We start from the raw sequence: 26,160 nt of genomic DNA, 5'->3' as shown, positions 1-26,160 counted from the left end.
TCAGATATTTCTTTTATATTCCATTTATATGGGGAGTGTATCTGAATATTTCCTGTTTATCTTTGCCATACGATTTTTATTTATTAATTCATATCATGATTAACATGAAAACACTAACCATCAAGATGGCTTTTTTCTTGCTCGCTTTATTAATAAGCACAGCAGCTATGGCCGAAAGTATTACTTCTCCTAACGGACTTTTGAAACTCAATTTTTCGGTGAACGCACAAGGCGAACCGGTGTATGAACTTTCTTATAAAGATAAGGAAGTAATCAAACCTTCGAAGTTGGGGTTGGAACTTAAAAACGACCCGGGACTAATGAATGGGTTTACATTGACTGATGCCAAGACAAGTACTTTTGACGAAACCTGGGAACCGGTTTGGGGTGAAGTAAAGTCTATTCGCAATCATTACAATGAATTGGCAGTAACACTGGATCAGAAAGCGCAGGATCGTAACATCGTTATCCGTTTTCGCTTGTATGACGATGGTTTGGGCTTTCGCTATGAATTTCCATTGCAAAAGAATCTGAATTACTTTGTTATTAAGGAAGAACATTCACAGTTTGCCATGACTGGTGATCATACTGCTTTCTGGATTCCGGGTGATTATGACACACAGGAATATGATTATACGGAGTCTAAACTTTCTGAAATCCGTGGCTTAATGAATGGAGCTATTACAGACAATGCATCGCAGGCCTCTTTTTCACCAACCGGAGTACAAACTTCTTTGCAGATGAAGACAGCTGACGGACTATACATCAACCTGCATGAAGCTGCTTTGGTGGATTACTCTTGTATGAATCTGAATCTGGATGACAAGAATCTTGTTTTTGAGTCATGGCTTACTCCGGACGCAGTGGGAGATAAGGGATATATGCAAACTCCTTGTAAGTCTCCGTGGCGTACTGTGATAGTAAGTGATGATGCCCGCGATATTCTTGCTTCTAAATTGACACTTAATCTGAATGATCCTTGTGCTTATGAAGATGTTTCCTGGATTAAACCGGTGAAATATGTAGGTGTGTGGTGGGAAATGATTACCGGAAAGAGTAGCTGGGCTTATACGGATGATGTTTTGTCTGTGAAACTTGGTGAAACCGATTATTCAAAAACGAAGCCAAACGGCAAGCATGGTGCTAACAATGAGAATGTAAAACGTTACATTGATTTTGCTGCCGAACATGGATTTGACCAAGTATTGGTTGAAGGATGGAATGAAGGATGGGAAGACTGGTTCGGTCACTCCAAAGATTATGTATTCGATTTTGTTACTGCATATCCTGACTTTGACGTGAAAATGCTGAATGACTATGCTAAGAGTAAAGGCGTGAAACTGATGATGCATCATGAAACATCTGCTTCTGTACGCAACTACGAACGTCATATGGATAAGGCCTATCAGTTTATGGTTGATAACGGATATAATGCGGTGAAGAGTGGTTATGTAGGTAATATCATTCCTCGGGGCGAACATCATTATGGTCAGTGGATGAATAATCACTATCTCTATGCCGTGAAGAAAGCCGCCGACTATAAGATTTGTGTAAATGCTCACGAAGCTGTTCGTCCTACCGGGCTATGTCGTACTTATCCCAATCTTATCGGAAATGAGTCTGCCCGTGGTACTGAATACGAAGCTTTTGGCGGTAGCAAACCGTTCCACACTACATTGCTTCCTTTTACTCGTCAGATTGGTGGTCCGATGGATTACACACCGGGTATCTTTGATACTCAATTGTCTTTTCTGACAGGAGAACACAGCTTTGTACATACTACTCTGGCAAAACAGTTGGCTCTTTACCTAACGATGTACAGTCCGCTTCAGATGGCAGCTGATCTTCCCGAAAATTATGAGCGCTATATGGATGCTTTCCAATTTATTAAAGATGTGGCTGTAGATTGGGACGACAGCAAATATCTGGAAGCTGAACCGGGAGATTATATTACCGTAGCCCGTAAGGCAAAAGGTACAAATAACTGGTTTGTAGGTGGTATTACTGATGAAAATGCCCGTACCTCTACTTTCACTCTTGATTTTCTGGAACCGGGAAAACAATATGTAGCTACTCTTTATGCAGACGGCAAGGATGCAGATTACGAATCAAATCCGACATCTTATCAGATTAAAAAAGGTTTGGTAACTAACAAAACAAAGATTTCTACCAAATTGGCCCGTAGTGGTGGCTTTGCAATGAGTATCATTGAAGCTGCTCCGGCAGATAAAAAGATGAAGAAGTTTAAATAATTAGCCAATCTGCTAATATGCCAATGTGCCAATTGCCATACGGCGTGTCAGCGTGTCAACGTTGCGCAGCCAATTGGCATATTGGCACATTGTTTAATTGGCACATTATTTCTTTTCCGGTCAGATTCTTTTTTGTACTTTTGCACTGTCTTTTTTTAAACTAACACTAATTAAAAGAATCTTATATGGGAGGTTTTTTCGGAACAGTCTCACGAGTGGGCTGTGTGACCGATTTATTCTACGGCACAGATTATAATTCACATTTGGGGACAAAACGGGGCGGTCTTGCAACCTATAGTGAAGAGCAAGGTTTTATCCGTTCCATTCATAACCTGGAAAGTTCATATTTCCGCACCAAATTTGAATCCGATCTGGATAAATTTAAAGGAAATGCCGGAATAGGCATTATCAGCGACACAGACGCACAACCTATCGTTATTAATTCTCATCTCGGACGCTTCGCCATTGTTACTGTCGCAAAAATCGTAAACCTAAAAGAACTCGAGGAAGAACTACTCTCCCAACACATGCACTTCGCGGAACTTAGTTCCAGCAATACCAATCAAACTGAACTTATCGCACTACTCATCATTCAGGGAAAAACTTTTGTTGAAGGTATCGAGAATGTGTACAAACACATTAAAGGGTCCTGCTCTATGCTTTTATTGACAGAAGATGGTATTATTGCCGCCCGTGACCGATGGGGGCGTACACCGATTGTGATTGGTAAGAAAGAGGGGGCATATGCTGCCACGAGTGAGTCGAGTAGTTTTCCTAATCTTGATTACGAAATAGAAAAATATCTTGGTCCTGGTGAGATTGTACACTTGCGTGCTGATAGCATGACACAGTTGCGCAAACCCGATGAAGGTATGCAGATTTGCTCGTTTCTGTGGGTGTACTATGGTTTCCCTACATCTTGCTATGAAGGGCGTAATGTAGAGGAAGTACGTTTCACCAGTGGGATGAAGATGGGACAGAAGGATACTTCGGAAGTCGATTGTGCGTGTGGTATTCCGGATTCGGGGGTAGGTATGGCTTTGGGTTATGCTGAAGGAAAAGGAGTTCCCTATCATCGTGCTATTTCAAAATATACTCCGACATGGCCGCGTAGCTTTACTCCGAGCAACCAGGAGATGCGATCGCTGGTAGCGAAGATGAAATTGATTCCCAACCGTGCTATGCTTGATGGTAAACGTTTGTTATTTTGCGATGATTCTATTGTGCGTGGAACACAGTTGCGTGACAATGTAAAAGTGCTTTATGAATGTGGTGCAAAAGAGGTTCACATGCGTATTGCCTGTCCGCCGCTGATTTATGCTTGTCCGTTTGTGGGTTTCACCGCTTCAAAGAATGCGTTGGAACTGATAACCCGCCGTATTATTAAGGAACTGGAAGGAGACGAAAATAAGAACCTGGAGAAATATGCTACAACGGGTTCGCCGGAATACGAAAAGATGGTAGATATTATAGCTAAGCGCTTCGGCCTTTCTTCGTTGAAGTTTAATACGTTGGAAACTTTAATAGAAGCTATTGGACTACCAAAATGTCAGGTATGTACCCATTGTTTTGATGGTAGTAGCCATTTTTAAATAACTATTAGTAACTGATAATAAGTATATTCAAAAAAAAGAGCTGTGATTTGCTTGGCAATTCACGGCTCTTTTTTTACCTTTACGGCAAATGTATTATCAATCGTAAATAGTAAATCATAAAATAGTAAATATCATGACTTTAGTAGAACGTTTTTTGAAGTATGTAAGCTTTGATACTCAATCAAATGAAGAGACACGGCTTACTCCCAGTACTCCGGGACAGATGGTTTTTGCCAAATATCTGAAATCAGAACTGGAGTCTTTAGGCTTGGAAGAAATTACACTGGATGAATATGGCTATCTTTTCGCCACTCTTCCGGCAAATACGGAAAAGGAAGTACCCACTATTGGGTTTATAGCCCATATGGATACAAGTCCCGATATGAGTGGAAAGGATGTAACACCTCGTATTGTAGAAAATTATAACGGCTCAGATATTGTACTCAATGCAGAAGACAGAGTAATACTTAGTCCGGCACAATTTCCGGAGTTGCTTGCTCATAAAGGAGAAGACTTAATTGTAACCAATGGAAAAACCTTGTTGGGAGCTGATGATAAAGCAGGTATTGCCGAGATTATTTCTGCAGTGGCTTATCTTAAAGAACATCCCGAAATTAAACATGGAAAAATCCGTATTGGTTTTAATCCCGATGAAGAGATAGGTGAAGGTGCACACAAGTTTGATGTAGAGAAATTCGGCTGTGAGTGGGCTTACACGATGGATGGTGGTGAAGTAGGAGAGTTGGAATATGAGAATTTCAATGCCGCCGCCGCCAAGATTGTGTTTAAAGGACGTAATGTACATCCTGGCTATGCTAAACATAAAATGATCAACTCGATTCGTATTGCCAATCAGTTTATCAGTATGTTACCACGTCATGAAACACCGGAACATACAGAAGGATATGAAGGTTTTTATCATCTTATCGGTATTCAGGGAGATGTGGAGCAGACTACGCTTTCTTACATTATCCGTGACCACGACCGTTCAAGGTTTGAAAGTCGTAAACGTGAAATGGCTCATCTGGTGAGAAAAATAAATGCTGAATTCGGTGAAGATACTGCTGTACTTGAACTCCGCGATCAGTATTATAACATGCGCGAAAAGATAGAACCTGTGATGCATATTATTGATACTGCTTTTGCGGCTATGGAAGCTGTGGGTGTGAAACCGAATGTGAAGCCGATTCGTGGAGGTACGGATGGTGCACAACTCTCGTTCAAAGGATTGCCTTGCCCTAATATCTTTGCAGGTGGACTGAATTTCCACGGACGTTTTGAGTTTGTGCCTATCCAGAATATGGAAAAGGCCATGAAGGTTATTGTAAAGATCGCAGAACTTGTAGCCAAAGAAGCCTGATCTTGTCAGGAAGTAAACCGCATAAATCATAATTCATAAATCGTAAATAATGAAAACCACTCCATTTACCGACAAGCATATTGCGCTGGGTGCTAAAATGCATGAGTTTGCCGGATATAATATGCCTATTGAATATACAGGTATCATCGACGAGCATCTTACGGTGTGCAATGCTGTTGGTGTGTTTGATGTGTCTCATATGGGTGAATTCTGGGTGAAAGGTCCTAATGCATTGGCTTTTCTTCAGAAAGTGACCTCTAATAATGTAGCTGCACTTGCTCCCGGTAAAGTGCAATATACTTGCTTTCCTAATGAAAAAGGGGGTATCGTAGACGATTTGTTGGTGTATCAATATGATCCCCAGAAGTATCTCTTGGTAGTCAATGCCTCTAATATTGAGAAAGACTGGAACTGGTGTGTGTTGCATAATACCGAAGGGGCGGAACTTGAAAATTCTTCCGACCGTACAGCGCAGCTTGCCATACAAGGGCCGAAGGCCATTCTTGCTTTGCAGAAACTGACGGATATTAATCTTTCTGAGATACCTTATTACACATTTAAGGAAGGAGAATTTGCAGGTGAAAAGAATGTGATAATTTCCAATACCGGATATACCGGTGCAGGAGGTTTTGAACTTTACTTTTATCCGGATGCTGCCGACAGGATATGGAATGCTGTTTTCGAAGCCGGAGCCGAATTGGGTATCAAACCAATTGGGTTGGGAGCACGTGATACGCTTCGTCTTGAAATGGGTTTTTGTCTTTATGGTAATGATCTGGATGATACCACTTCACCCATTGAGGCAGGATTAGGTTGGATTACTAAGTTTATAGACGGGAAGGATTTTATCAATCGTTTCATGCTTGAAAAACAGAAAGCAGAAGGTACAATACGTAAACTGGTAGGATTCGAGATGATAGATCGTGGCATTCCCCGTCATGGCTATGAGTTAGTGAATGCGGAAGGTGAAAAGATAGGAGTGGTTACTTCGGGGACGATGTCGCCTGTTCGTAAAATAGGAATTGGTATGGGATATGTTAAACCGGAATATAGTAAATTGGGAACAGAAATTTACATTGATATGCGTGGACGTAAATTGAAAGCCTCGGTTGTAAGACCACCGTTCCGGAAATAAATAAGAGCTTTTCTTTCTGATTTATGCCTTAACTTAATAAATTTTAGGTTAAGGCATAATTTTTTTTTGTCTTAGGCGGAATTTGAGTTTGATTTTCCTTTACTTTTGTATGCAATAAAAGTAAATGAAGTAAACGAAAATGTCAAACTTACCCACATTAATAGCCGACCTGGCACTGATACTGCTTTGTGCAGGTATTATGACCCTGTTGTTTAAAAAACTAAAACAGCCATTGGTGTTGGGGTATGTTGTCGCCGGTTTTCTTGCCAGTCCTCACATGCCTTATACTCCTTCGGTGATGGATACCGCTAATATTAAGACATGGGCCGATATCGGTGTAATATTTCTTCTGTTCGCATTGGGACTCGAATTCAGTTTTAAGAAGATAGTGAAAGTAGGAGGGACTGCCGTTATTGCGGCTTGTACCATTATATTTTGTATGATTTTGCTGGGAGCCGGTGTCGGGATGAGCTTTGGGTGGCAACGGATGGATTGTATCTTTTTGGGAGGTATGATTGCAATGTCTTCAACGACTATTATCTATAAGGCGTTTGATGATCTTGGGTTACGCAAGAAGCAATTCACCGGATTAGTACTGAGTATTCTGATATTGGAAGATATTCTTGCTATTGTTCTTATGGTGATGCTTTCTACAATGGCCGTGAGCAATAACTTTGAGGGTACCGAAATGCTTGAAAGTATCGGTAAGCTTCTTTTCTTCCTGATTCTTTGGTTCGTAGTCGGTATTTACCTTATTCCTGAGTTTCTAAAGCGTTGCCGTAAGCTGATGAGTGAAGAGACTTTGCTGATTGTTTCTTTGGCTCTTTGTTTTGGTATGGTGGTAATTGCTGCTAATACCGGATTCTCTGCTGCTTTTGGTGCTTTTATTATGGGCTCTATTCTTGCCGAAACAATAGAAGCAGAGTCCATAGATCGGTTAGTGAAACCCGTTAAAGACCTTTTTGGTGCAATCTTTTTTGTTTCTGTCGGTATGATGGTAGATCCTGCAATGATTGGGGAATATGCGTTGCCTATCCTGGTGATAACTCTTGCTGTCATAGTAGGACAAGCACTCTTTGGCACATTTGGAGTTGTTTTGGCAGGTCAGCCTTTGAAGACGGCCATGCAATGTGGGTTCAGTCTGACACAGATTGGAGAGTTTGCCTTTATTATTGCCTCATTAGGGGTGGCACTCCATGTGACGAGTGATTTTCTTTATCCGATTGTGGTTGCAGTTTCGGTGATTACTACTTTTCTTACTCCTTATATGATTCGTTTGGCAGAGCCGGCATCCAGTTTTGTTGATAGGCATTTGCCCGAATCCTGGAGAAATTTCCTGACTCGTTATTCCTCTGGTTCACAAACGTTGAATCATGAAAACCTATGGCGTAAACTTCTTTTTGCGATGGCTCGAATCGTAGTGGTATATTCCATTGTCAGTATTTCTGTGATAGCTCTGTCGTTTCGTTTTGTTGTTCCGTTCTTCCGTGAAAACCTGCCTGGATTTTGGGGCTCATTACTGGGAGCTGCTTTTACTATTTTATGTATATCACCTTTCCTGCGTGCTATAATGGTGAAGAAGAATCATTCGACTGAGTTTACTACTCTTTGGGAGGCTCATCGTGCCAATCGTGCTCCGTTGGTTTCAACGATTGTATTACGTATGGTGATTGCGGTATTATTCGTTATGTTTATCATTGCCCAGCTCTTTAAATCGTCAATAGGGCTGATAATTGGTGTAGCTATATTGCTTGTTGTATTGATGGTGCTCTCACGCCAACTAAAGAAAAGGTCTATATTGATTGAGCGGAAGTTTTTTCAAAATCTTCGTTCCCGGGATGTACGGGCCGAATATATGGGAGAGAAAAAACCTGAGTATGCAGGACGATTACTTTCCCGCGATTTGCATCTGGCCGATTTTGAAATTCCGGGCGAATCTCTTTGGTCGGGAAAAACATTGCTTGAACTAAATTTGGGGAAGAAATACGGAGTTCATGTTGTTTCAATTCTTCGTGGGAAACGGCGTATTAATATTCCGGGAGGAAGTGTACGGTTGTTTCCGATGGATAAGATTCAGGTGATTGGTACGGATGAACAATTGAATGTATTTGGAGAAGATATGTCGCGCGGTTCTTATGTAGACAGTGATGTCTTTGAAAAGAGTGAGATGACTTTAAAGCAGTTTATGATTGATTCTGATTGTGCTTTTCTGGGCAAGACTTTGCGTGAATCGGGTATTCGTGATAAGTATCATTGTCTGATAGCTGGAGTGGAACGTGGCGAAGAAATGCTGATGACTCCGGACGTTAATGCTCCGTTTGAGGAAGGGGATGTGTTGTGGGTAGTTGGCGAAAAAGAGGATGTTTACCAATTAGTCGGGCAAAAGAATTAAAAAATCGACATTAGATAAACATCATATGTTTATCTTTGCCAAAAAGCGAAGATAAGCTGCATCTCGGCATAAAAAACGAACAAGCTCATTTTATTCTGAGCTCGGTTTGCATTATCTTTGCTTTCGTATAAATTTAAAACAGAATTTTATATCATGAAAAGCGATCCTAAAGAATGTCTGTACTGTCAGAACAATGAAACGCTGCACAATCTGATGATTGAGATTGCACAGCTAAGTGTATCACGCGTGTTTCTTTTTAAAGAGCAAACCTATCGTGGACGTTGCCTTGTGGCATACAAAGATCATGTGAATGATTTGAATGAATTGAGTGATGAAGACCGCAATGCATTTATGGCAGATGTGGTTCGTGTGACCCGTGCGATGGATAAAGCTTTCCATCCGGAAAAAATAAATTATGGTGCTTATTCTGATAAACTCTCTCATCTGCATTTTCATTTAGCCCCTAAATATGTAGACGGACCGGATTATGGTGCTACATTTCAGATGAATCCGGGGAAAGTCTATCTGACAGATGCCAAATATCAGGAACTGATAGATGCGGTGAAAGAAAACTTGTAATAGTGGCGAGTGAGTAGTGATAAGTGATTAGTTACTGCGCCATATTCCGCATGGTACTAATCACTTATCACTATTCCACTTATCACTCAACTCCCTCTTCTTCGAAATCGAAATCAAAGTCAAAATCGTCCATAAATTCCGGAGTAGTAAATTCTTCTATACTTCTGCGGTCTTTTTTCGTAGGACGACCTGTGCCGCGGGCACGATCTATGAATCCACTGATTTTGCTCATTTCTAATAATTCATATTGGTCGGGCGTTGTTACATTTTCCATCACTTCGGGAACCAATTTGGCACCAATACGTTTTTCGATGGCTTGCAGTACCTTGAATGAATATGTGATAGGAGGTTTCTTCACCTGAATAACATCTCCAGGCTTAATCATTCGGGCTGCTTTTACAAATGAACCATTCATACTGATTCGTCCCTTTTTACAGGCTTCTGCGGCAATCGTACGTGTCTTGAAAATACGTACAGCCCACATCCATTTATCTATTCTTGCTTCAGGCATAGAGATATTTACAATTTTACGATTTACAATTTTTAAACTTATCCTTTTACCATACTACAAATTTGTACATTGTAAATGGTAAATTGTACTTGTTCTTATTTTTTGTTGAACTGATTCATTGTCAAGTTGATTCCTGCCAGGCAAAAACTTTTAATTATCTCTCCGGCGGTTTCCAGACGCTCATCCATTGTCTTCCAATCTTCGTTTGTAAAATGTCCGAGTACAAAATCAACTTGTCCTCCACGCGGAAATTCATTTCCTATTCCAAAGCGCAGACGTGCATAGTCTTGTGTTCCTAAAGTAGCTGCGATATGTTTCAGACCGTTGTGTCCGGCATCACTTCCCTTTCCTTTCAGGCGAAGGGTTCCGAATGGTAATGCCAGATCATCTACTACAATCAGTACATTTTCCAGTGGAATTTTCTCTTCCTGCATCCAGTAACGAACAGCCAGCCCACTTAAATTCATAAATGTAGAAGGTTTAAGTAACAACAATTGCCGGCCTTTTATCGAGAAAGAAGCAGTAGAACCATAACGTCCACTGACGAATGGAGTATTATTTAATTTTGCCAGAGCATCTACTACCATAAAACCTATATTATGGCGTGTTTCATGATATTCGGGACCAATATTACCCAATCCTACAATGAGATATTTCATAAATAAATATGTATTGAAATGAAAAAGAAACGCAGACTAACACAGACCAAAATCTGTGATAATCTGCGTTCCGAAATATTCTGATAGAAGTATTTCTGTGATTATTTTCCTGCAGTAGCAGCTGCACCTCTTGCTGCACGAGTCAATTTAACTGCACATACAACAGCTTCTTTAGCATTCAACAATTCGAGACCTTCATAGTTCAGCTCACCCACTTTAACAGTCTTACCAAGACCTAAGTGAGAAACATTTACTGTCAATTTTTCCGGGATGATGTTATAAAGAGCTTTTACTCTCAGCTTACGCATCTGCAAAACCAGCTTACCACCGGCCTTAACACCTTCTGCAAGACCTTCCAACTGTACCGGAACTTCCATTACAATAGGTTTAGCCTCATCAATCTGATAGAAGTCAACATGCAGAATGTTGTCTTTTACTGGGTGAAACTGAATATCTTTCAGGATAGCATTTACTTTTTTGCCATCAATAATCAGGTCTACTACATGAATGTGCGGAGTATAAACCAAATTACGCAGACCTTCTACAGGTACAGTAAAGTGGATATTTTCACCACCTCCGTAAAGTACACAAGGTACACCGTTGTCTTTACGAATAGCTTTCAATGCTCTGGCTTGATCAGAAGAGCGTTCTGCAATAGTTCTTGCAGTTCCTTTTACTTCAATTGATTTCATTTTTTAATTTTTTTGTGTTACTCTAAATTAAGTGATTTGAGTGCTTAATTCACCATCACACGGTGTGATACCCACACAATGTTGCAAAAAAGCGGTGCAAAAGTACGCTTTCTTTTTGAAATATCAAAGAAATTGTTATTCAAAATCAATATCTATTTTTATTTCATCAGTTGGCTGTACACCTTCTATAAGCTCTTCCTCTTTCACAGTGTGTCCCTGCTGGTCGTTGATGTACTCTATAGCTTGAGTCAGTCCGGTCATGAACTTATCGAAATCTTCTTTGTATAAGAAAATCTTATGTTTCTCAAAACTTACCTGCGAGTCATCACCTTCGCTCATAATCACTTTCTTACTCTCAGTGATGGCAAGGAACATTTCGTCTTTACGGTTTTTCTTTACGTCAAGATAATAAATACGCTTACCAGCCTTAATGGACTTTGAGAATACAATCTCTTTATCATTCATATCTATACTCATTTTCTTTTTTAAATCTTCCATATCATTAGGTCTGTTTATAATCGGCTTCAAAATTGGAACTTTTTTTTCAACTGTCAAAAGAAAAAGGGCAGAGAATGAAATACAACATTAAAAAATGTGATTTATTTGTGGAAACTCATTAAAAATATCTACTTTTGCAATTCGTTAATAACAGTATTATTAAAGATTATGATTAACAGAGTTCTTATTCGTCTAAAAATCATACAGATAGTGTATGCTTACTATCAGAACGGCAGCAAAAATTTAGACTCAGCGGAGAAAGAGTTGTTTTTTAGCCTCTCGAAGGCTTATGACCTCTACAACTATTTGTTGATGCTTATGATTGCATTGACGGACTACGCACAAAAACGTATTGACACAGCAAAAGCCAAACTGAAACCTACCAAAGAAGAGTTGTATCCTAACATGAAATTTGTTGAAAACAAATTCGTAGCGCAACTTGAAGTAAATAAACAATTGACAGAGTTTATAGCCAATCAAAAAAGAACATGGGCTAACGATCAGGATTTTATCAAAGAACTTTATGATAAAATAGTGGAGTCAGATATATATAAAGAATATATGGCTTCTGCTGATAGTTCTTATGAAGTCGACCGTGAACTATGGAGAAAGCTCTACAAAGCATTTGTTTTTAATAACGACTCTTTGGATCAGGTGTTAGAAGACCAGAGTTTGTATTGGAATGATGACAAAGAGATTGTAGATACATTTGTTTTGAAAACCATTAAACGTTTTGAAGAAAAGAACGGTGCAAATCAGACTTTACTTCCGGAATTTAAAGATGATGAAGATCAGGAATTCGCACGTCGTCTTTTCCGCCGTACTATTCTGAATGCAGATTACTACCGCCATCTCATTAGCGAAAATACCAAGAACTGGGATTTGGATCGTGTTGCATTTATGGATGTAATTATTATGCAGACTGCTTTGGCAGAAATTCTGAGTTTTCCGAACATTCCGGTCAGTGTTTCGTTAAATGAGTATGTAGAGATTGCCAAGCTTTATAGCACTGCTAAGAGTGGTAGCTTTATCAATGGAACTTTGGATGGAATTGTTAATCAATTAAAAAAAGAAGGTAAGTTGGCGAAAAACTGATACCTTTGCTATTATAGATTAAAAAACTAAAACAGATTATTTATGAATTTATTGACTGTATTACTGCAAGCTCCTGCTGCTGGTCCCGACGGAAGTCTGATGTGGATTATGCTGATAGCAATGTTTGTTATCATGTATTTCTTTATGATTCGCCCTCAGAACAAAAAACAAAAAGAGATTGCTAATTTCCGTAAATCTCTTCAGGTGAATCAAAAGGTTATCACTGCCGGAGGTATACATGGCATTATTAAAGAGATTAATGATGACCACATTGTACTTGAAATTGCAACTAATGTAAAAATTAAGATAGATAAGAATTCTATTTTTGCTGATGCTTCTGCTGCTAGTCAGCAGCCAGCTAAATAAGCTATAAACATAAATAAAGCCTATGTTTGAACGTAGGGATATAAAGTATATTTATTTGAGATTTTCTAAAAAGATTAGGAACTTTTTACTCAGTGAAAAGAGTAGGGAATTCCTGATCTTTTTATTTTTTTTCCTTATAGCCAGTGGTTTCTGGCTTCTTCAAACTTTAAACAATGATTATGAAGCGGAATTTTCTATTCCTGTCCGTTTGAAAGAAGTTCCCAATGATGTAGTAATTACCTCGGAGCCTCCTTCTGAACTGCGTATTAAGGTAAAAGACAGGGGAACCGTTTTGTTAAACTATATGTTAGGGAAAAGCTTTTTTCCGGTGAATCTCAATTTCAATGACTATAGTGCCCGAAATAATCATGTGCGGATTTATTCGTCAGAGTTTGAGAAAAAAATTATGAGTCAACTGAATGTATCTACCCGGTTGGTTTCTGTAAAGCCCGATACACTGGAATACATATACTCTACCGGTAGATCAAAACGTGTTCCGGTGAAAATGCAGGGTAAAGTGACTGCCGCCCGGCAATACTATCTATCCGATACGATCTATTCACCGGATTCTGTTTTGGTTTATGCTCCTATTGCTATTCTGGATACAATAACTACTGCCTATACGCGTAAGGTTGACCTGAGCAATATTGCGGATACATTGACACATCATGTTGCTCTGGCAGAGGTAAAAGGGGCTAAGTTTATTCCCAATGCTGTAGATTTAACTTTTCCGGTAGATATGTATACGGAAAAGACAGTTGAAGTACCTTTGCATGGAGTTAATTTTCCTGCTGATAAGGTTTTGCGTACTTTTCCTTCAAAGGTACAGATAACTTTTCAGGTAGGGTATCACAACTTTTATAAGATTGAAGCAAACTCCTTTATTATAAATATATCTTATGAAGAGCTATTAAAGTTGGGTTCAGATAAGTATACGGTAAAACTCAAATCTATTCCTAATGGGGTGAGTCATATTCGTATAACACCTAAAAAGGTTGATTTTCTTATAGAACAAGTATCTTCTAATGGCGATTAAAGTAGGCATAACCGGTGGTATAGGTAGTGGCAAAAGTGTTGTTTCACGATTGCTGGAAGTGATGGGTATTCCTGTGTACATAGCCGATATTGAATCTAAAAGATTGACAAATACAGATCCCTTCATTCGGAAGGAACTCTGTGCTTTGCTGGGCGACAAAGTTTTTGAAGGCGGTGAACTGAATAAAGCATTTCTGGCTTCTTATCTTTTTGGGCATCCGGATCATACAAGGCGAATCAATGAAATTATTCATCCGCAGGTAAAGGACGATTTTCGTCGCTGGGTAGAGAGGCAATCGCTTTCTCCTATAGTAGGTATGGAATCTGCCATATTAATAGAATCGGGTTTTGCTGCTGAAGTAGATGTGGTGGTGATGGTGTATGCCCCATTGGAACTACGTGTACGGCGTGCTATCAAACGTGATTGTTCCTCGCGTGAACTTATAATGAAGCGTATACAAAGCCAGATGAGTGATGAAGAAAAGCGTAAACAAGCCGAGTTTGTAATTGTTAATGACGGCGAAGTGCCATTAATTCCACAGGTTCTGGAACTAATTTCTTTGCTATTTGAAAATATTGCTTCTCTTTCGGGAAAATAGGTATTGTCTTAACAATAAAAATAGGCTTGCTTATTTTGTATTGTCTTTGGCTTACACTATCTTTGCCCACCGAAAAAATAACTAATAAATAAAAAGAATATACTATGTTGAAGACTATTTTGTCTATCTCCGGAAAACCGGGATTGTATAAACTTATTTCGCAGGGAAAGAATATGCTGATTGTTGAATCTGTTAGCGCAGAAAAAAAGCGTTTCCCGGCTTACGGAAATGAAAAAATTATTTCTCTGGCAGATATAGCAATGTATACAAATGATGCTGAAGTTCCTTTGCGTGATGTTCTTGAGTCAATCAAGGAAAAAGAAAATGTGGGAACTGCTTCTATTGATCCTAAGAAGGCTACTGTGGAGGAATTGCGAGCTTATCTGGCAGAAGTGTTGCCTGATTTTGATCGTGAGAGGGTATATGTGACCGATATTAAAAAATTAATTTCATGGTATAACATTCTTGTTACAAATGGAATTACTGAGTTTAAAGATGCCACAGAAGAACAAGAGGAGGCTGTAGAAACAGCGGAATAAGATGTAATCTGATATCTTTTTCAGTTATAAAAGAAGCGTGATAAATATCTTTTGAGGATGTTTATCACGCTTTTTCTTTTTTTATTGGAATGCTTTAAACAAAAAGGAACTCGTTCTGTTCTGCTTATACTATATATTTACAGGAATATTTTTGAGCTTTCCTTTATAAGATTCAGAGCTTTTTTACTTATCTTTGTTGCAATCCACCGATTCCTGAAAAGTCAGGAGGGAGGACTGTTTAGTAATTACTTAGAACAAAGGCGTTTATTATATTATTCTGTACTTGAAATCTGGACAATTTCACTATTCAGGAATAATGGAAACAAGCGCTCATGCTCTGCTGTATATGCAAATATATGGTATTGGGCGTGGGTTGTTGTACATTATTTGAATAGTGGCAGTCCAGAGCCTCAAGTGCGATAATGGCAACAGTTCCCACGCTTTTATATATAAATATCTTCTTGGGGGACTGGAAGATAGATGTAAATGGGGTATGGATAAAAGGTCAAACAAAGCATTCGAGTTTCAGTTAGACACAGAAAAGGGAGTATTGTGTCTGAGTGATTTGCTTATAAATACAATGGTTTATTTGTATAATGATAACGGATATTTGCAGGTAAAAGAATTATGTATTTCCTCCTCATTGACATTAGAACTTCCGAAGCGTGGAGCCTACGTACTTGTTATACTGCATCCTGCCAGTGAGGTGGTAGTACGTAGAATTATTTATTAAGTTTTTTGCTATAAAAAATGCCAGTATATTGTGTAACATACTGGCATTGTATATAAGGATCTGTTTTTATTTTAGTTGCGGAATGATAATCCATCCCCCGCAACATCAACGATGATTGCTTTACTGCGATCTACTTCTTGTGCAAGTAACTTTTTCGACAGGTCATTGAGCAAATAACGTTGGATCGCTCTTTTTACAGGTCGTGCACCAAACTCCGGATCATAACCGGCTTGCGCTATAAAGTTTATGGCAGTATCTGTCAGTTTCAGTTCTACACCATTGCCAGCAAGCATCTTTTGAACACCTTTAATCTGTAGCAAAACAATTTCCCTGATCTCTTTCTCCGTTAATGGTAAGAACATGATTGTTTCATCAATACGGTTCAGGAATTCCGGACGAATTGTTTTCTTCAGCATGTTCATCACTTCCTTTTTGGTCTCTTCAACTACTTCTTCTTTGTTGGAGCTATTGAGTTTTTCCATTTGACTTTGTATATAGGAGCTTCCCATGTTTGAAGTCATGATGATGATTGTGTTTTTGAAATTGACTACACGTCCTTTATTGTCCGTCAAGCGCCCGTCATCCAATACCTGCAGCAGGATATTGAATACATCCGGATGCGCCTTTTCTATTTCATCAAACAATACTACTGAATATGGTTTACGCCGGATGGCTTCTGTCAATTGTCCGCCTTCATCATATCCTACGTATCCCGGAGGAGCTCCAACCAAACGAGAAACACTGTGTTTCTCCTGGTATTCACTCATGTCAATACGTGTCATCATTGTTTCGTCATCGAACAGAAATTCAGCAAGTGCTTTAGCCAATTCTGTTTTACCTACACCAGTAGTTCCCAGGAAGATAAATGAGCCAATCGGCCGTTTCGGGTCTTGCAGTCCGGCACGGCTACGGCGTACTGCATCGGCTACGGCAGCAATTGCTTCGTCTTGGCCGATAACCCGCTCGTGAAGTTCATCCTCAAGATGGAGTAGTTTGTCTTTCTCACTTTGAAGCATTTTGCTGACGGGGATTCCTGTCCAGCGGGATACCACATCAGCAATGTCCTCAGCATCTACTTCCTCTTTAATCATTGCAGAACCTCCCTGCATTTGTTTCAGCTCTTCTTGTGTCTCTTTTATTTCCTGGTCTAAAGCCTGTAACTTTCCATAACGTATCTCGGCTACTTTTCCGTAATCACCCTCACGTTCAGCTTTTTCAGCTTCAAACTTCAGATTTTCAATTTCCACTTTGTTTTGCTGAATCTTATCCATCAGTGATTTCTCACTTTGCCATTTCGCTTTGAATGATTTCTCCTGTTCCTTCAATTCGGCTATCTCTTTGCCTATTGTATCCAATTTGGGTTGATCCTTTTCACGCTTGATGGCTTCACGTTCAATCTCCAATTGTTTGATTTTACGTGAAATCTCATCCAAGTCTTCCGGAACAGAATCTACTTCCATACGTAACTTGGCTGCTGCCTCATCCATGAGGTCGATAGCCTTATCCGGTAAAAAACGATCGGTGATATAACGGCTACTCAATTCTACTGCAGCGATGATAGCATCATCTTTAATACGTACGTGATGGTGATTTTCGTAGCGCTCTTTCAATCCACGGAGGATAGAAATAGTACTCAGAGTATCTGGTTCATCCACTTGTACAATCTGGAAACGGCGTTCCAATGCTTTATCCTTTTCAAAGTATTTTTGATACTCATCAAGAGTGGTAGCACCGATAGCACGCAGTTCTCCACGAGCCAATGCCGGTTTTAGAATGTTGGCAGCGTCCATGGCACCTTCACCTTTTCCGGCACCTACCAGTGTGTGTATTTCATCAATGAATAGAATGATGTTTCCTTCGGATTTCATTACTTCATTGACCACTGATTTCAATCGTTCCTCAAATTCACCTTTATATTTGGCTCCTGCTACCAATGCACCCATATCCAAAGAGTATACTTGTTTGTCTCTCAGGTTTTCAGGTACGTCACCTCTTAATATACGATGTGCCAAACCTTCTACAATAGCCGTTTTACCGGTACCTGGCTCACCGATCAGGATAGGATTGTTTTTTGTACGGCGGCTCAATATCTGTAGTACACGCCGTATCTCTTCATCCCGTCCGATTACCGGATCGAGTTTACCGCTACGTGCTGCTTCGTTTAGGTTGATAGCATATTTTTCGAGTGACTGATAAGTATCTTCGCTTGATTGTGAAGTAACTTTCTCTCCTTTGCGCAGTTCGCTGATAGCGCTTCGTAATTCTTTTTCCGCCATACCTGCATCCTTGAGAATGGTAGAGGCGGTACTTTTTACAGTCAATAAAGCCAATAACAGATGTTCCAGTGAAACAAACTCGTCACCCATTTCTTTGGAATACTGGGTTGCTTTCTGAAGTACTTCATTTGACTCTCTGCTCAGATAAGGTTCTCCACCGGAAACTTTTGGCAATGAGTCAATTTGTTTATCAACAACCAGTGCAATCTGTTGTCCGTTTACTCCCAATTTCTGAAAAATGAAGTTGGTAACGTTCTCACCTACCTTCATTACTCCCGTTAGTAGATGGACCGGCTCGATGGCCTGTTGCCCTCGGGCTTTGACCAAATTGACGGCCTCCTGCACCGCTTCTTGTGACTTAATGGTAAAGTTGTTAAAGTTCATATCTTATGTCTCCTTTCTTATTTTCACGTTTCTAATAACACTGAAAGGGCGCAAAAGATTTGCCAATGCACATATTATGCCATTTTTTCAGTAATTTTAGATAATAGGTTGACAAAATGTCCTGCTCTTATATTTATGTGCAATGTTGTTTGCGGAGAAGTTCTCAGCCTCTTTAATGTTTCATTTTGTTTCAACGTATTGAGAAAAGTGTTTCAACCTATTGAGAGTCTTTTCTCAATACGTTGAGAGTGTTGTTTCATATGCTTTGAGAATTTTTTCTCAAAGCTTTGAAACAACTTTGAATTTCTACTCTTTCCTTACACCATTCCTGTTTGTACCAAAACTTTTAGAAGATTAATGCTATCTGTATAAAAGCTTTATTGTATCTTTATCCGCAAATAAATAGATAAGAATAAGATTTTTATGGATGAAAAGATAAAACTTCCTGAGATAGTGATACTCGTTGATGCCGCATTTCTGAATTTCATAGTGTCAGATTTGAAGAGATATTTCGAGAATGTGTTAAATCGTCCGCTACAGGAAATTGATTTATCCTTGCTAACTACCTATCTGGCATTGGATGCCGGTATTGAAGAAGGAGATAATAAAGTGCAACTGTTATTTGTGTACGATCAGGATTCTTCTAATCTGGCTTTCTGTAATCCGTCAGATTTGAAAAAAGAGCTTGATGGGGTTGCCTTTTCAGATCAGTTTGGAGAGTTTTCTTTCGCAGGAGTACCCTGCGAAGGGATGGTGACTCGTGAAGAGCTGTTTCTTGATTTATTGCAGATAGTCCTTGACTCGGCAGATGTGAAAAAGCTGATTGTGCTTTCTTTCAATGAAGAGTATGGTAATAAAGTGACTGCTGTTTTGAATAAAGTAAAAGAAAAAGAGATTATTCAGTTCCGGGTGAATGAATCGGAAGAGACTATAGAGTATCAGTGGGAGATGCTGGCATACCCATTGATGCAAGCATTGGGAATTAAAGGAGACGAATTATAGGAGTCTTTTTTTCACCTGTTACTAATCGTTAATCACTACTTATATGTCCGATTTTCGTTTGAAAGTATTTCAGAGTGTAGCGAAGAATCTCAGTTTTACTAAAGCCTCTCAGGAGCTTTTTGTAAGTCAACCTGCCATAACAAAACATATCCAGGAATTGGAAACCTGTTATCAGGTACGGCTTTTCGATCGGCAAGGGAATAAAATTTCTCTCACAGAAGCTGGGAAATTGCTTCTGGAGCATAGCGAACGCATTCTTGATGCCTATAAGCGGTTGGAATATGAAATGCATCTTCTACATGGTGATTATATAGGTGAATTAAAACTTGGAGCCAGTACTACCATTGCCCAATATGTACTTCCACCTCTACTTGGAAATTTTATTCGTAAATTTCCACAGGTAAATCTGTCTTTGCTGAATGGGAATTCTCGTGGAATAGAGGCTGCGTTACAAGAACATCGGATTGACTTAGGCTTAGTTGAGGGTATCTTTCGTTTACCAAATCTGAAATATACGACTTTTTTAGATGATGAGCTGGTAGCTGTGGTACATACTCAAAGTAAACTTTCGCTACCGGATGAAATAACTCCCGAAGACTTGCCAGGCATTCCTCTTGTGCTTCGTGAACGCGGTTCTGGTACGCTTGATGTTTTTGAACGTGCTTTGTTACAACATAATATAAAATTGTCTGCACTTAATGTTCTGATGTATCTCGGTAGTACAGAAAGCATCAAGCTCTTTCTCGAGAATACCGATTGTATGGGTATTGTGTCTATCCGTTCTATAACCAAAGAATTAGTTTCTGGTGCTTTCCGGGTAATTGAAATAAAAGGAATGCAGATGTTGAGGGAATTCTGTTTTGTACATCAGCAGGGACAAGAGGGAGGGCTGTCACAGGTGTTTATGCAGTTTGCGATGCATTATGGTAAAAAAATGTGAGTAGAGGATTGGTCGTAATGAGAGTAAATCATCCGAATCATATATTGAATGTTTGTTTTGAATATCCTATCTGAGAAAAGGTTTATTCTGTAAAAACTGGCAATATAACCTAATTTTATTGGCAAGTTTTTATATTTTTGCAATGAGATTATAGCGATAAACTCACTGTCTTATTAAAGAGAGGCGTTATGTCTCATTCCAACAAATGCAGGATACAGTTCCACGCTTTTTATGCTATAAAAACTTGAAAAGATTGATAGTTCCTGGTTTTTATATATAAGATTTACGGCTATTTGTTTGCTTATTCTTGGAATTTTAGTGAATATTTGCAGAGGATATTACCATATGAGTAATTTACCTTTTATGATAAAATTGATAATTAAACCTTTTGTAAAATACTATTTTAACATTTTTATTCCGTTGATGAGGGCTTGTTGTTATGCGAAGAATATATCTATTACTGTTTTTTTGTTTCTCGTTTTTTAAAGTGAATGGAAGTAACATTCATTATGGCTTGACCTTTTATTCTCATACTGTAAATCAAGATGTGAGAACGTCTTTGAATTTAACTCCGGATGATCCTTTTTCGTTTCAGGATGGTTTTTCATTAGAGCTTGATATTAAATTTAATCCAGGGGTACAGACTTATGGTTATATATGTAGGGTTACTTCTGGTACTAATAGTTTTGATATAATATCGAATATAAATGCTTCTAAACTTAATTTTGTATTGATTAATGATGATAAAGCTTTAGCTAATGTTGATTTTAAAATATCGTTACCTAAAAATAGGGAAGACTGGAGTAAAATGAAGATTAATTTCAAGCAAGACAAAATTATTTGTTCTATTAATGATAATATCCAGACGATACCTTATTCTTTTAATAAATTAGATGATATCAGAATTAATTTTGGTAGAAATTGGACTAAAGTGTTTTACAGTTCAGATGTACCTCCGATTTCAATAAAAGATGTTGCCGTTCGGAATGATAAAGGGGATTTACTCTATTTCTGGAAATTAGATAAATATGCAGGTACAAAGGTGTATGATGATATCTGTAGTAAAGAAGCGATAGTAGAGAATGGAAGTTGGGATATTGATAAATATATAAAATGGCAAAAAGAAACATCTATTCCTGTGTCGGAGAGATATGCTCAGATAGCTTTTGATTCTATTCAGAATCGACTTTTTATTGCTACTTCTGATTCTATGATTTTCTTTAATATGGATAATTTTCGTATCAAAAGAATTAAAACTCAAAAAGGTTCTCCTTTTGGTGCAGGGGGGAGTAGCCAGATGATATATGATTGTATAAACTACCGATTGGTTTCTTATAGTTTGCTATATCCCGATTTTATTCTTTATGATTTTGCAAAGAATGAGTGGTCAGGAGATAAGCTGGACCAGAGGTTTGCACCGGCACACCACCATAATCGTTTTATTGATATGGAAAAAAGGCAGCTGGTTACGTTTGGAGGATATGGCTATCAGTCTTATAAGGCGTGGTTATCTACACATCCATTAGACAGTGGTGTTTGGGATATAAAGAATATGTCAAAGGATATCTCTCCGCGTTATTTGAGTGCTTTAGGTTATTTGGGTAAGGGGAAATTTTTGCTTCTGGGAGGATATGGTAGTATATCTGGAAAACAGGAAGAATCTCCCAAGAACTTTTATGATCTGTATGAAATGGATTCTCGAAATCAAACTTGCAAAAAGTTGTTTGATTTGACTGTTCCGAGAGTACCGGTAACTTTTTCAAACTCAATGATAATTGATAAAGATAAAGCATATGCACTGGCTTATGATAATAATCGTTTTCATACCTTATTAAGTCTGTGTGAAGTGAGTCTTACAGATGGCTCCGTCTCTATTATTGCCGATTCTATTCCATATAACTTTTTGGATATGGAATCGTTTTGTGATCTTATATTGGACAAGGAGAAATCTATCTTATATGCAGTCTTAATGCAGAAAAATCAATCGGATAATTTTAATGTGGATATTTATTCTTTGTCATATCCTCCGTTAAAGGTCTCGGATGTTATTCAGAAGAGTGCATTGGCTGAGAAAAAAAGTAATCAATTGATTTTGGTAATATGCTTTTTATTACTCATTGTTTTATTTTTTATTGTTTTCTTTTGCGTAAGAAGAAAACGAAGAGAAACTCCTCCTGCAAAAAGTATCCCTTCATTTTCCGAGAGTGCAGCAAAGACGCCTGCTGTTGAATTAAAAACTCCGGTTTCTACTGTAAAGCTTTTGGGGGGATTTCAGGTCTTTGATAAAGAAGGAGTAGATATTACTGATAATTTCACTCCTATCGTTAAGCAGATTTTCTTATATCTTTTATTAAGTACTGTAAAAGACGGAAAGAAGGTTACTTCGGAGAAATTGGATGAAACATTCTGGTTTGAAATGGATAAAGCCAGTGCATCGAATAATAGAAGTGTCAATGTACGCAAGCTTAGATTATTATTAGAGAAAGTTGGTGATATTAGTATTGTCAATAAGACGTCTTATTGGTTTGTAGAGATGGGGAATGAAGTGCTCTGTGATTATAAAAATATAATGCTTTTATTAAAAAAGACTAAAGAAGAACAGAGGGTTAGTGCGAATATATTAAATGCCATTTTAGATATTGCTCAGAATGGGACTCTTCTTCCTAATTTGAATGCAGAATGGGCAGATGGATACAAATCGGAGTATTCGACTCTTTTGATAGAAGTTCTTTTAAAATCAGTATTGTTGCCGGAGGTAGAATCAGATTTGAATTTACAGGTGAAAATTGCTAATGTGATATTGCTTCATGATAATATAGATGAGGAAGCTGTGAGAATAAAATGCCGTGCTTTGTTTTTGCTTGGACAGAAAGGTGCTTCCAAACAGTGTTTTGATAAATTCGCACAAGAGTATTTGCGTTTACTTAATACTTATCCTGAAATTAGTTATGACGAAGTTATATCATAGTAGATATTCCCATTGTACTTCTGTTTTAAAGACTGTATTTTAAAGCGTTTTAGTCCATTAATGATAAATTAAGATTCAATTAAGGTGTGTAAACTTGATTGAATCTTATTTTTTTTGCGGGTTTAATAATCATGTTTCCAGTGGGTTATGTTTTTGTTTTTAATAAATTACTCCAATTAAGGTCTGGTTAATCTTTTATTAGGTTCATACACATACATTTGCTTAAGTTTTTGGTACTTGATCTGTGTTCTATAGATTTTGGTACTCTGTAGAAAACAAAGGAAAGCAAATTATTAATCAAAGAATTATCTTAAGTATTGAACCCATGAAAAGCCGTATTCCTTTTCTATATGTTACATTATTATTTGTTTCATGTTCTGGTAACAAACAAATATCTTCTGAGTTAAATCGATATGTAGACCCTTTTATAGGTACTACTTATACAGGGCATACCTTTCCGGGGGCGACTTATCCTTTGGGGATGGTACAACCTGGTCCTCAGACCGGATGTATTGGTTGGGATTACTGTGCCGGATATCGTTATGAAGATACCTTGATATCAGGATTCTCTCAAAATCGGTTGAATGGGACAGGAGTACCGGATATGGGTGATATACTGATTATGCCATTTTCAGGGAAGGATACAAAGGATTTTCAAAGTACTTATCGGAAGGATTCAGAAGTGGCTAATCCTGGTTACTATTCTGTAGAACTGATTGATAATTCGGTAAAAGTAGAGCTAACAGCTACTTCGCATGTTGCTATGCATCGGTATCAGTTTGAAAAAGAGAATCCTGCAATATACATTAACTTTCAGAATGGAATGGTTGGAAGTGAAAATAGTTACAATAACAGAGTACTTGATGCCAACATACAGAAAGAGGATATGTATACTATAACTGGTTATCAGCGAGTGAAGGCTTGGGTTGAACGCGATCTCTTTTATGTAATAAAGTTAGATAAACCGATTGCAACATTTGAAGATGCGGAAGATGGACGTGAAGATAAGGCTCCTCGTAAGATAATTCGTTTAGCTGATGAAAGAGAGGTACAGATAAAAGTTGCTTTTTCAATGGTTAGTATTGAGGGAGCTAAAAAAAATCTGAATTTGGAATTGGAACATTGGGATTTTGATACGGTTCGAAAAGAGGCTGAAAATAAATGGGAGAATTACTTGTCACGAATTGAAATTGAAGGTACTGATGAACAGAAAATAAATTTTTATACGGCTTTGTATCATTTACTGATACAACCTAATAATGTAGCTGATGTAAACGGACAATATAAAAATGCGAAAGATTCAGTTTCTCTTTCTCCTTTTGGAATATATTATTCTACTTTTTCCTTATGGGATACTTATCGGGCTGCTCATCCTCTATATACCATTCTTACTCCAGAGTTACTTCCCGATATGGTAAATTCTATGTTACTGCATGCCGAATGCCAAGGGTATCTACCGATTTGGACATTATGGGGAAAAGAGACACATTGTATGATTGGTAATCATGCAGTCCCGGTTATTGTAGAAGCCTGTTTGAAAAACTTTCCAGGAATTGATGTGGAACAGGCTTATCATTTGATCAAGAAATCTTTGACAGTTTCTCATTTTAAATATGATGTAGAGGCCTATGACCGATATGGATATTTTCCTTTTGACATTGTAGAAGAAGAATCTGTTTCTCGTACATTGGAGGGAGCTTATGATGATTATTGTGCAGCACAGTTGGCCAAGAAACTGGGTAAAAGTGATGATTATGATTTTTTTATGAAACGTTCGGCGAGTTATAAAAATCTATTTGATAATGAAACGAGGTTGATGCGTGGAAAAGATTCCAACGGCAAATGGCGTACACCATTCAATGTTTTTCATTTATCTCATGCCGGGACTGCCGGTGGTGATTATACTGAAGGGAATGCTTGGCAATATACATGGCATGTACAACAAGATATAGCAGGATTGACCGAGTTAATGGGGGGAACAGATAAGATGATAATGAAGCTGGATTCACTTTTTGTTATTGAACAATCTGCTGATCAGACTGGATTTGTTGGAGATGTAACAGGCCTGATAGGTCAATATGCTCATGGAAACGAACCGAGTCATCATGTAATATATATGTATACTTTACTTGGGAAGAATGATCGTACAGCTGAATTAGTCCGTGAAGTATTTGATCGTTTCTATTTACCAAAACCTGATGGGCTATGTGGGAATGATGATTGTGGTCAGATGTCAGCCTGGTATATATTCAGTGCATTAGGATTTTATCCTGTGAATCCGGTCAGTCTTGAATATGTAATTGGTGCCCCTCAGATTCCTCGGGCACAAATAAAATTGAAGAATGGAAAAGTATTCACAATGATAGCGCATGATTTGTCTAAGGAGAATAAATATGTGGAATCGGTTAAGTTGAATGGAAGGCAAATCAGAGATCATAAAATCTCATATGATGATATTATGCGGGGTGGAACGTTAGAGTTTGTAATGAGCAACGAGCACTGATAGGTTATAATCTGAACATTAAAGTACTTTGATATAAATGTAGTAAT

Annotated in this window: 21 protein-coding genes; 16 read left to right on the top strand and 5 right to left on the bottom strand. The window is 38.3% G+C overall.

Features of this window, described 5'->3' with window-relative positions:
• Positions 1-95 precede the first annotated feature (95 nt).
• The 6 genes from VCM39_RS15545 (at position 96) to VCM39_RS15520 (ending at position 9,313) form a co-directional block, all read left to right on the top strand.
• Positions 96-2,252: a glycoside hydrolase family 97 protein gene (locus VCM39_RS15545; protein WP_289290844.1), complete on the top strand. Its 2,157-nt coding sequence runs from the start codon at positions 96-98 to the stop codon at positions 2,250-2,252.
• A gap of 185 nt (positions 2,253-2,437) precedes the next feature.
• Complete coding sequence (locus tag VCM39_RS15540; RefSeq protein ID WP_002562019.1) at positions 2,438-3,844, top strand: amidophosphoribosyltransferase; 1,407 nt, start codon at positions 2,438-2,440, stop codon at positions 3,842-3,844.
• 136 nt (positions 3,845-3,980) lie between these two features.
• Entirely contained in the window at positions 3,981-5,207 is a 1,227-nt protein-coding gene (gene pepT / locus VCM39_RS15535) for a peptidase T (protein WP_221648599.1), read from the top strand.
• Positions 5,208-5,256: 49 nt separating this feature from the next.
• The gene (gene gcvT, locus VCM39_RS15530; RefSeq protein WP_322932893.1) at positions 5,257-6,342 is read left to right on the top strand and encodes a glycine cleavage system aminomethyltransferase GcvT; all 1,086 of its coding nucleotides are present in this window, start codon (positions 5,257-5,259) and stop codon (positions 6,340-6,342) included.
• Positions 6,343-6,481: 139 nt separating this feature from the next.
• Positions 6,482-8,734: a cation:proton antiporter gene (locus VCM39_RS15525; RefSeq protein ID WP_221648597.1), complete on the top strand. Its 2,253-nt coding sequence runs from the start codon at positions 6,482-6,484 to the stop codon at positions 8,732-8,734.
• 153 nt (positions 8,735-8,887) lie between these two features.
• Positions 8,888-9,313, top strand: coding sequence for an HIT family protein (locus tag VCM39_RS15520; protein WP_322932894.1), 426 nt, complete (start codon positions 8,888-8,890; stop codon positions 9,311-9,313).
• Positions 9,314-9,395: 82 nt separating this feature from the next.
• Here VCM39_RS15520 and VCM39_RS15515 read toward each other — a convergent pair whose 3' ends face one another.
• The 4 genes from VCM39_RS15515 to VCM39_RS15500 all read right to left on the bottom strand — a co-directional run bounded on the left by VCM39_RS15515 (position 9,396) and on the right by VCM39_RS15500 (position 11,673).
• Complete coding sequence (locus tag VCM39_RS15515; protein WP_221648595.1) at positions 9,396-9,824, bottom strand: RNA-binding S4 domain-containing protein; 429 nt, start codon at positions 9,822-9,824, stop codon at positions 9,396-9,398.
• A 95-nt stretch (positions 9,825-9,919) separates the two neighbouring features.
• A complete protein-coding gene (pth, locus tag VCM39_RS15510) occupies positions 9,920-10,483 on the bottom strand; it encodes an aminoacyl-tRNA hydrolase (protein ID WP_221648594.1) in 564 nt (187 codons plus the stop codon).
• A gap of 101 nt (positions 10,484-10,584) precedes the next feature.
• Positions 10,585-11,175: a 50S ribosomal protein L25/general stress protein Ctc gene (locus VCM39_RS15505; protein ID WP_221648593.1), complete on the bottom strand. Its 591-nt coding sequence runs from the start codon at positions 11,173-11,175 to the stop codon at positions 10,585-10,587.
• A gap of 135 nt (positions 11,176-11,310) precedes the next feature.
• Complete coding sequence (locus VCM39_RS15500; RefSeq protein ID WP_322932895.1) at positions 11,311-11,673, bottom strand: DUF3276 family protein; 363 nt, start codon at positions 11,671-11,673, stop codon at positions 11,311-11,313.
• 168 nt (positions 11,674-11,841) lie between these two features.
• Here VCM39_RS15500 and nusB point away from each other — a divergent pair, with 168 nt between their 5' ends.
• The 6 genes from nusB to VCM39_RS15470 all read left to right on the top strand — a co-directional run bounded on the left by nusB (position 11,842) and on the right by VCM39_RS15470 (position 16,040).
• Positions 11,842-12,768, top strand: a complete 927-nt coding sequence (gene nusB, locus VCM39_RS15495) for a transcription antitermination factor NusB (RefSeq protein ID WP_221648591.1) — start codon at positions 11,842-11,844, stop codon at positions 12,766-12,768.
• A gap of 42 nt (positions 12,769-12,810) precedes the next feature.
• A complete protein-coding gene (gene yajC, locus VCM39_RS15490) occupies positions 12,811-13,134 on the top strand; it encodes a preprotein translocase subunit YajC (RefSeq protein WP_221648590.1) in 324 nt (107 codons plus the stop codon).
• Positions 13,135-13,156: 22 nt separating this feature from the next.
• Positions 13,157-14,170: a YbbR-like domain-containing protein gene (locus tag VCM39_RS15485; protein ID WP_322932896.1), complete on the top strand. Its 1,014-nt coding sequence runs from the start codon at positions 13,157-13,159 to the stop codon at positions 14,168-14,170.
• On the top strand, positions 14,160-14,768 hold the full coding sequence (gene coaE, locus VCM39_RS15480) for a dephospho-CoA kinase (protein WP_322932897.1): 609 nt from the start codon (positions 14,160-14,162) through the stop codon (positions 14,766-14,768). Before VCM39_RS15485 ends, coaE begins: the two co-directional genes overlap by 11 nt.
• Positions 14,769-14,872: 104 nt before the next feature.
• Positions 14,873-15,307: a DUF5606 domain-containing protein gene (locus VCM39_RS15475; protein WP_221648587.1), complete on the top strand. Its 435-nt coding sequence runs from the start codon at positions 14,873-14,875 to the stop codon at positions 15,305-15,307.
• A gap of 493 nt (positions 15,308-15,800) precedes the next feature.
• Positions 15,801-16,040 (top strand): hypothetical protein, encoded by a 240-nt coding sequence (locus VCM39_RS15470; protein WP_221648586.1) that lies wholly within the window; start codon positions 15,801-15,803, stop codon positions 16,038-16,040.
• Positions 16,041-16,111: 71 nt separating this feature from the next.
• Here the strand turns inward: VCM39_RS15470 and clpB are convergent, their stop codons facing one another.
• Positions 16,112-18,700 (bottom strand): ATP-dependent chaperone ClpB, encoded by a 2,589-nt coding sequence (clpB, locus tag VCM39_RS15465; protein ID WP_322932898.1) that lies wholly within the window; start codon positions 18,698-18,700, stop codon positions 16,112-16,114.
• A gap of 423 nt (positions 18,701-19,123) precedes the next feature.
• On the opposite strand from clpB, the gene VCM39_RS15460 reads away from it, so the two are divergent.
• From VCM39_RS15460 to VCM39_RS15445, 4 genes are all read left to right on the top strand, one after another.
• On the top strand, positions 19,124-19,702 hold the full coding sequence (locus VCM39_RS15460; protein WP_221648584.1) for a DUF6621 family protein: 579 nt from the start codon (positions 19,124-19,126) through the stop codon (positions 19,700-19,702).
• A gap of 43 nt (positions 19,703-19,745) precedes the next feature.
• Complete coding sequence (locus VCM39_RS15455) at positions 19,746-20,642, top strand: LysR substrate-binding domain-containing protein (RefSeq protein WP_322932899.1); 897 nt, start codon at positions 19,746-19,748, stop codon at positions 20,640-20,642.
• 547 nt (positions 20,643-21,189) lie between these two features.
• The gene (locus tag VCM39_RS15450) at positions 21,190-23,610 is read left to right on the top strand and encodes a hypothetical protein (RefSeq protein WP_322932900.1); all 2,421 of its coding nucleotides are present in this window, start codon (positions 21,190-21,192) and stop codon (positions 23,608-23,610) included.
• Between the two features lie 325 nt (positions 23,611-23,935).
• Positions 23,936-26,113: a GH92 family glycosyl hydrolase gene (locus VCM39_RS15445; protein ID WP_221648581.1), complete on the top strand. Its 2,178-nt coding sequence runs from the start codon at positions 23,936-23,938 to the stop codon at positions 26,111-26,113.
• Positions 26,114-26,160 lie beyond the last annotated feature (47 nt).

Source organism: Bacteroides mucinivorans (assembly GCF_034654355.2).
GTDB lineage: Bacteria > Bacteroidota > Bacteroidia > Bacteroidales > Bacteroidaceae > Bacteroides > Bacteroides nordii.
Note: the sequence above shows the minus strand (reverse complement) of the source record. Positions and strands in the feature narration are given on the sequence as shown.